The organism is Moorena sp. SIO3B2 (assembly GCF_010692525.1).
Lineage (GTDB): Bacteria > Cyanobacteriota > Cyanobacteriia > Cyanobacteriales > Coleofasciculaceae > Moorena > Moorena producens.
Genome location: NZ_JAAHHE010000152.1, coordinates 10,280 through 15,539, shown reverse-complemented (window position 1 = coordinate 15,539; position 5,260 = coordinate 10,280). Strand labels below are relative to the sequence as shown.

Below are 5,260 nucleotides of genomic sequence, written 5' to 3'. Positions count from 1 at the left end.
GTAGGGTGCGTTAGGGGCGGGCTCGCCCTCATTTTCTGCCTCGTAGCCAGAGTTGGGATAGCCCGTCCCGTAACGCACCGTCAGAGTTGGGATAGTCCGCCCCGTAACGCACCACCCAAGGGCTCTGTAGCTGATGCGTTCCCATAGCAGCTCGTACCGACCATCGCTTTTAGCGATTGACCTTGGCCTTTCGGCCACGCTACGGGAATGGTCACGCTACGCGATTGACTTTTGGTCACGCTACGCGATTGGCCGTAGGCCACGCTAAAAGCGATCGCATTCAACAAAAACTATCCTCTTGATCCATTACACTCCCGACTCCCCACTCCCGATTCTAAATTCTAAATTCTAAATTCTAAATTCTAAATTCTAAATTCCCTACTCCCGTCCTACCACCAAATCCCACAAGGCATCAATACCACTGCCCACATACTCTGAATCCTGGTGTTGTTCAATCCATTCAATTACAGTAGGGAGAATATGATTAGATGTTTTGCCCAATTTGCCCAAGGCATTGGCTGCGTCCTTACGCACATCATAATCATCATCCATTAGTAGTGCTAGGAGGGCGTTGACTACCGTTTCTGAGATGTTGCCCAAATTGCCCAAGGCTTCCGCTGCACTCACACGCACATCAGAATCATCATCCTGAAGTCCTGCTATGAGGGCGTTGATTACAGTTTCTGAGCTGTTGCCCAAATTGACCAAGACATTGGCTGCCGTCACACGCACATCAGAATCATCATCCTGAAGTCCTGCTAGCAGGGCGTTGATTACAGTTTCTGAGTTGTTGCCCAATTTGCCCAAGGCATTGGCTGCTATCACACGCGCAACAGAATCATCATCCATTAGCCCTGCTATGAGGGCGTTGATTACGGTTTCTGAGCTGTTGCCCAATTGGCCCAAGACTTCCGCTACCCTCAAACGCACAAGAGAATGATCATTCATTAGCCTTGCCAGGAGGGCGTTGATTACAGTTTCTGAGTTGTTGCCCAATTTGCCCAAGGCATTGGCTGCCCTCCAACGCACAAAAGAGTGATCATCTTTTACTAGTGCTATGAGGACGTTGACTACCGTTTCTGAGCTGTTGCCCAATTGACCCAAGGCTTCCGCTGCCCTCAAACGCACATCAGAATCATCATCCTGAAGTCCTGCTAGCAGGGCGTTTATTACAGTTTCTGAGCTATTGCCCAATTTGCCCAAGGCATCGGCTGCCCTCCTACGCACAACAAAATCATCATGCTTTAGTCGTGTCAACAATATTGTAATTACCTGATATTTTTCCCCTAACTCGTGTCGATAGTTCAGCAATCGTATGTCATCAATTCGATGGAATTCTTCCTTCAACAATTCCAATACCTGTGCCTCAAAATCCGTTTCATACAAACTACAAATTATCTGAAAAACCTGCTCGCGAATCTTCTCACCAACCCGCTCCTCACTACTCACCTCCAACTCAACCAACCGCTCCAAAATATCTTGAACTAACTCACTATCAGTACTTCGTAAATTTTTCGGGTCTTCTCCCAAACAATTACCAGCAAACAACAAATCCCGATGTAACCAGTGCTCATAGTTACTCTTATTATTCAAAAGTGCATTAATCGCCTTTGCCGCATTTTTCGGTTTTTGTTGTGCTATCAGCAATAATAACACTTCGCGCCAGTGGGAGTCATGTAAATGCTCCCGAATATGATTCAAAACAATATCGAAATTATACTCATTCTCCGCTTGATAGTTAATCTCCTGAGCACACAAATATTCCTGAAAGGTCTTATGGACAAAACCATAACAATCTTGCCCCTGTTCATTCAACAAACCCGTGCGCTTCCGAATCAACTCCACAAACCGTTTCGCCTCTTGCTTGGCTTTATACAAATCCACCTGCTTCAAGGTTTTAATCTGCTCAGCCAATTGGTTAATCAAATCATCTTGATCAATAAGCGTGCCACTATCCTTATCTTCAGCATTTCCCTGAGAATGAATCCAATACGCCAACCATTCCATCAATCGGCGTAAGTCATCCAAACTCAAATAGGTCAACCACTTATCACTACTTAACTCTTTATTAGCATCCCAAGAGGTTAACAAGGTTTCCACTGCTTTGTCATAAAGCTTATAGCGTTCCTTGGGCAAAACCGCTTGATACCGATGAATTAATGCAATAATTGTCAACAATAACGGATTCCGTGCCAATAGCTTAATCCGGTCATTATCATCGAGAGCCTTTCGTAAACTATCCTTGCGCCTTTCAGCTTCTGCTTGGTCTTGAAAGCGACTGTTATACCAGTTATCAATAAACGCGGAAATCTTGCTATCATCAAAGGGTTCAATTTGATAGTGGGGAAAGTCCTCAGTGCGGAAAAAGTCCCGTCGATAACCAGCCGGTCTAGATGTAATAATAGCGCGATTTCTGTCAAACTGTCCTAAAAAATTCTCGATGCGCCTGACTACATCATTGCGTTTAGCCTCTTCTGCTACTTCATCCAAACCATCCAGCAATATCAACGCCCTACCATCAGACAACCAATGCTCAAAAAATCCAACTGGTAACCGTTGCACTGACATCGTGTTTTCCGCAAACCCACGAGCATAGTCGATCAGGTTTTTATCGAGATTTATCCCAAAATCTCGCATCCTAATTAAAATCGGTAGCCAGTCCGTATCACCATCTAATCCCAAAACCTCAGCTTTGCTCTCAGCCAACATTACCGCAAAATAACTCATCAACGTGGTTTTTCCCGAACCAGGCGCACCCAATATCACCACTCGTCTCGACTGACTTTGGCTCAATAGCTGCTGAGCCAAAAATTTCCGTCCAGTCGTCTTTTCCAACAACGCCCTTTCCGGCTTTTCCCCACTTTCTGCTGCTAACAACTCCCGCTCCCAACCGCCAGCAGTTGATACCTCTTCCACCACATCGGGCATTACAAAAATCTGAGCTAACTTCTCCGATTTCTCTACCTCTTGCCCAGGCACAGCAATGCCAGCAAACTTGACATCATCAAACCAGTTAGCTAACTGCTCACAATAATCCTGTTTAGCTACCTGAAATTTTAGATAAGTAACCGTATGCTGAAAATAAGCATTAACAAATCTCTCTATCCAAGGTTTGAGACTATCTTGATTTAGTTTAATGTTATGGGTTTCAGCTTGCTGTTGAAATACCCTGATTAAAATATCCCGGTCTGGCTTACCTTGATTAATTAACGGTTTATGTAATTGTTCCAAAACCGCCGAGTTAGTAAAATAGCCCTGCAAAAAATTTTTAACTCCATTCAATCCATCCGGGGGAGCATGAAAAAATAACAACTGGCTCGGTTCCAGTTGTTTTTCCCATTCCTTAACTGCCTCTTCTCCAGCTTGGATTGCCTTCTCTACATCGCTTTTCGTCAGAGCTTTAACTATACGCTTACCTGCTTCTCCCGCAACAGTACCTAACAACGGTGACGCGATTTTCGATAGTTCTAAACTAGCCAAAAAGGAGAATGGTTCCATAATTTATAGGTAATTATGTTCGATGCTATAGCGTTTCTATGATTTATGAGGTACGCTTCTCAACCTCAAAGTCCCCCTTGATAAGGGGGATTTAGGGGGATCTCTTTGTACCTCATGGCATAGAGAGTTGCTATATAGCGGTTTTTATCCTAATGAGGTACACAGAATTTTTTCCCTGTTCCCTGTTCCCTAAAACCAGGAAATCTGTACCTCACCAAATTGAAAACCGCTATATTAATTATAGCAATTTAGGGAGTAGGGTTTTTTGCGTGGGTTTTGATCCCCCTAAATCCCCCTTAATAAGGGGGACTTTTCAGATAAATTTCCGGACTTCTTACAATAATCAGGCTTTTGAGATAGATTTCCGGACTCCCCCCAATGATCACGGGGGGGGCTGGGGGGGATCGAGCGAGTAAATGCAATAGAAAGGGATGGTATGTAGGAGCCGCTAAGCAAACCCACTCCTCCAACTAAGACCATTACCCTCATTCCTAATCCCTAAAAAAATTCGATAAAATCGTTAAATTATTAAATTTTGAAACAGCTCTAAGTTGTGTTAGAGGGAAGCTCACTGCTTATCCGATAGCACACTGCTTCAAAATTATGCAATACTTCATCATTGGTAAATCGAATTACTTTTAATCCATAACCTTCAATAATCTGACTTCTTTCTTTATCATAAGCTTGGCCAGCTTCTGTATAATGAGACTCTCCATCAACTTCAATAACTAATTTTAAAGCAGCGCAATAAAAGTCAAAAATAAAATTACCTATCGGTCTTTGTCGCAAGACTCTAAATTTAAAAATTTTCAAATAGTCAGACCACAGCTTTTTCTCGGCTGGTGTCATAGTTTTCCTTAATTCTCTAGCTCTGCTTACTAAATTGGAGTTATAAGGTAGATGAAATTGTCTTTGTTGGCGATCGCACATTTTACAAGAATTGAACTTGTGGTTTTTGCCGTGGGTTTGGATCCCCCTAAATCCCCCTTAATAAGGGGGACTTTTAAGATACATTTCCGGACTCCCCCCAATGATCACGGGGGGCTGGGGGGGATCAAGCGAGTAAATGGGATAGAAAGGGATGGTATCTAGGAGCCGCTACGGGAACCCATAAATATCCTATCAATTTAAATACTATCCAATCATGACCGGCTCAACTTAAATACTATCCCAAGATTAATCTTTGGAATTAAATGCAATTTATAGATTTCCGGACTCCCCCCTTTGATCACGGGGGGCTGGGAGGGATCGAGCAAATAAATGGCATAGAAAGAGATGGTATCTAGGAGCCGCTACGGGAACCCATAAATATCTTATCAATTTAAATACTATCCCAAGATTACGATCTAAACTTAAATACTATCGCAAAATTAACCTTTAAAATTAAATGTAATGCTCTTATCCGCTAAGGGATTTACCGTAGGCTATGCTACGCGATGAAGCGTTTCGGCAAAGCCGACGCTACGCGAACGCGTAGCGTGGCCAAAGGCCTCAGCTTCCGCTAAAAGTGATTGACCGTAAGTCATGCTACGCAATCGCTCTTTGCTATAGCATTTATAGGATTTATCAGGTACACTTTTCAACCTCAAAGTCCCCCTTATTAAGGGGGATTTAGGGGGATCATTTTGTACATCATGGCATAGAAAATTACTATAAAAAAAATCAAAAATACTAATATATTTTTTTTATATACCCCCTAACGCAAAAAAAAATTAAAAATTACTTGACAAAATAAATAATTATTTATTACCATAAAAATGTC

The 5,260-nt window shown here is 42.7% G+C and carries 3 protein-coding genes; all 3 read right to left on the bottom strand.

Annotated elements, in window-relative coordinates; translation table 11 throughout:
• Nucleotides 1-378: 378 nt before the first annotated feature.
• The 3 genes from F6K38_RS24630 to F6K38_RS24620 all read right to left on the bottom strand — a co-directional run bounded on the left by F6K38_RS24630 (nt 379) and on the right by F6K38_RS24620 (nt 5,081).
• On the bottom strand, nt 379-3,498 hold the full coding sequence (locus F6K38_RS24630; protein WP_287357764.1) for an NACHT domain-containing protein: 3,120 nt from the start codon (nt 3,496-3,498) through the stop codon (nt 379-381).
• A gap of 546 nt (nt 3,499-4,044) precedes the next feature.
• Nucleotides 4,045-4,428, bottom strand: a complete 384-nt coding sequence (locus F6K38_RS24625) for an endonuclease domain-containing protein (RefSeq protein WP_044493053.1) — start codon at nt 4,426-4,428, stop codon at nt 4,045-4,047.
• A 494-nt stretch (nt 4,429-4,922) separates the two neighbouring features.
• A complete protein-coding gene (locus tag F6K38_RS24620) occupies nt 4,923-5,081 on the bottom strand; it encodes a hypothetical protein (protein WP_287250842.1) in 159 nt (52 codons plus the stop codon).
• Between the last annotated feature and the right edge of the window lie 179 nt (nt 5,082-5,260).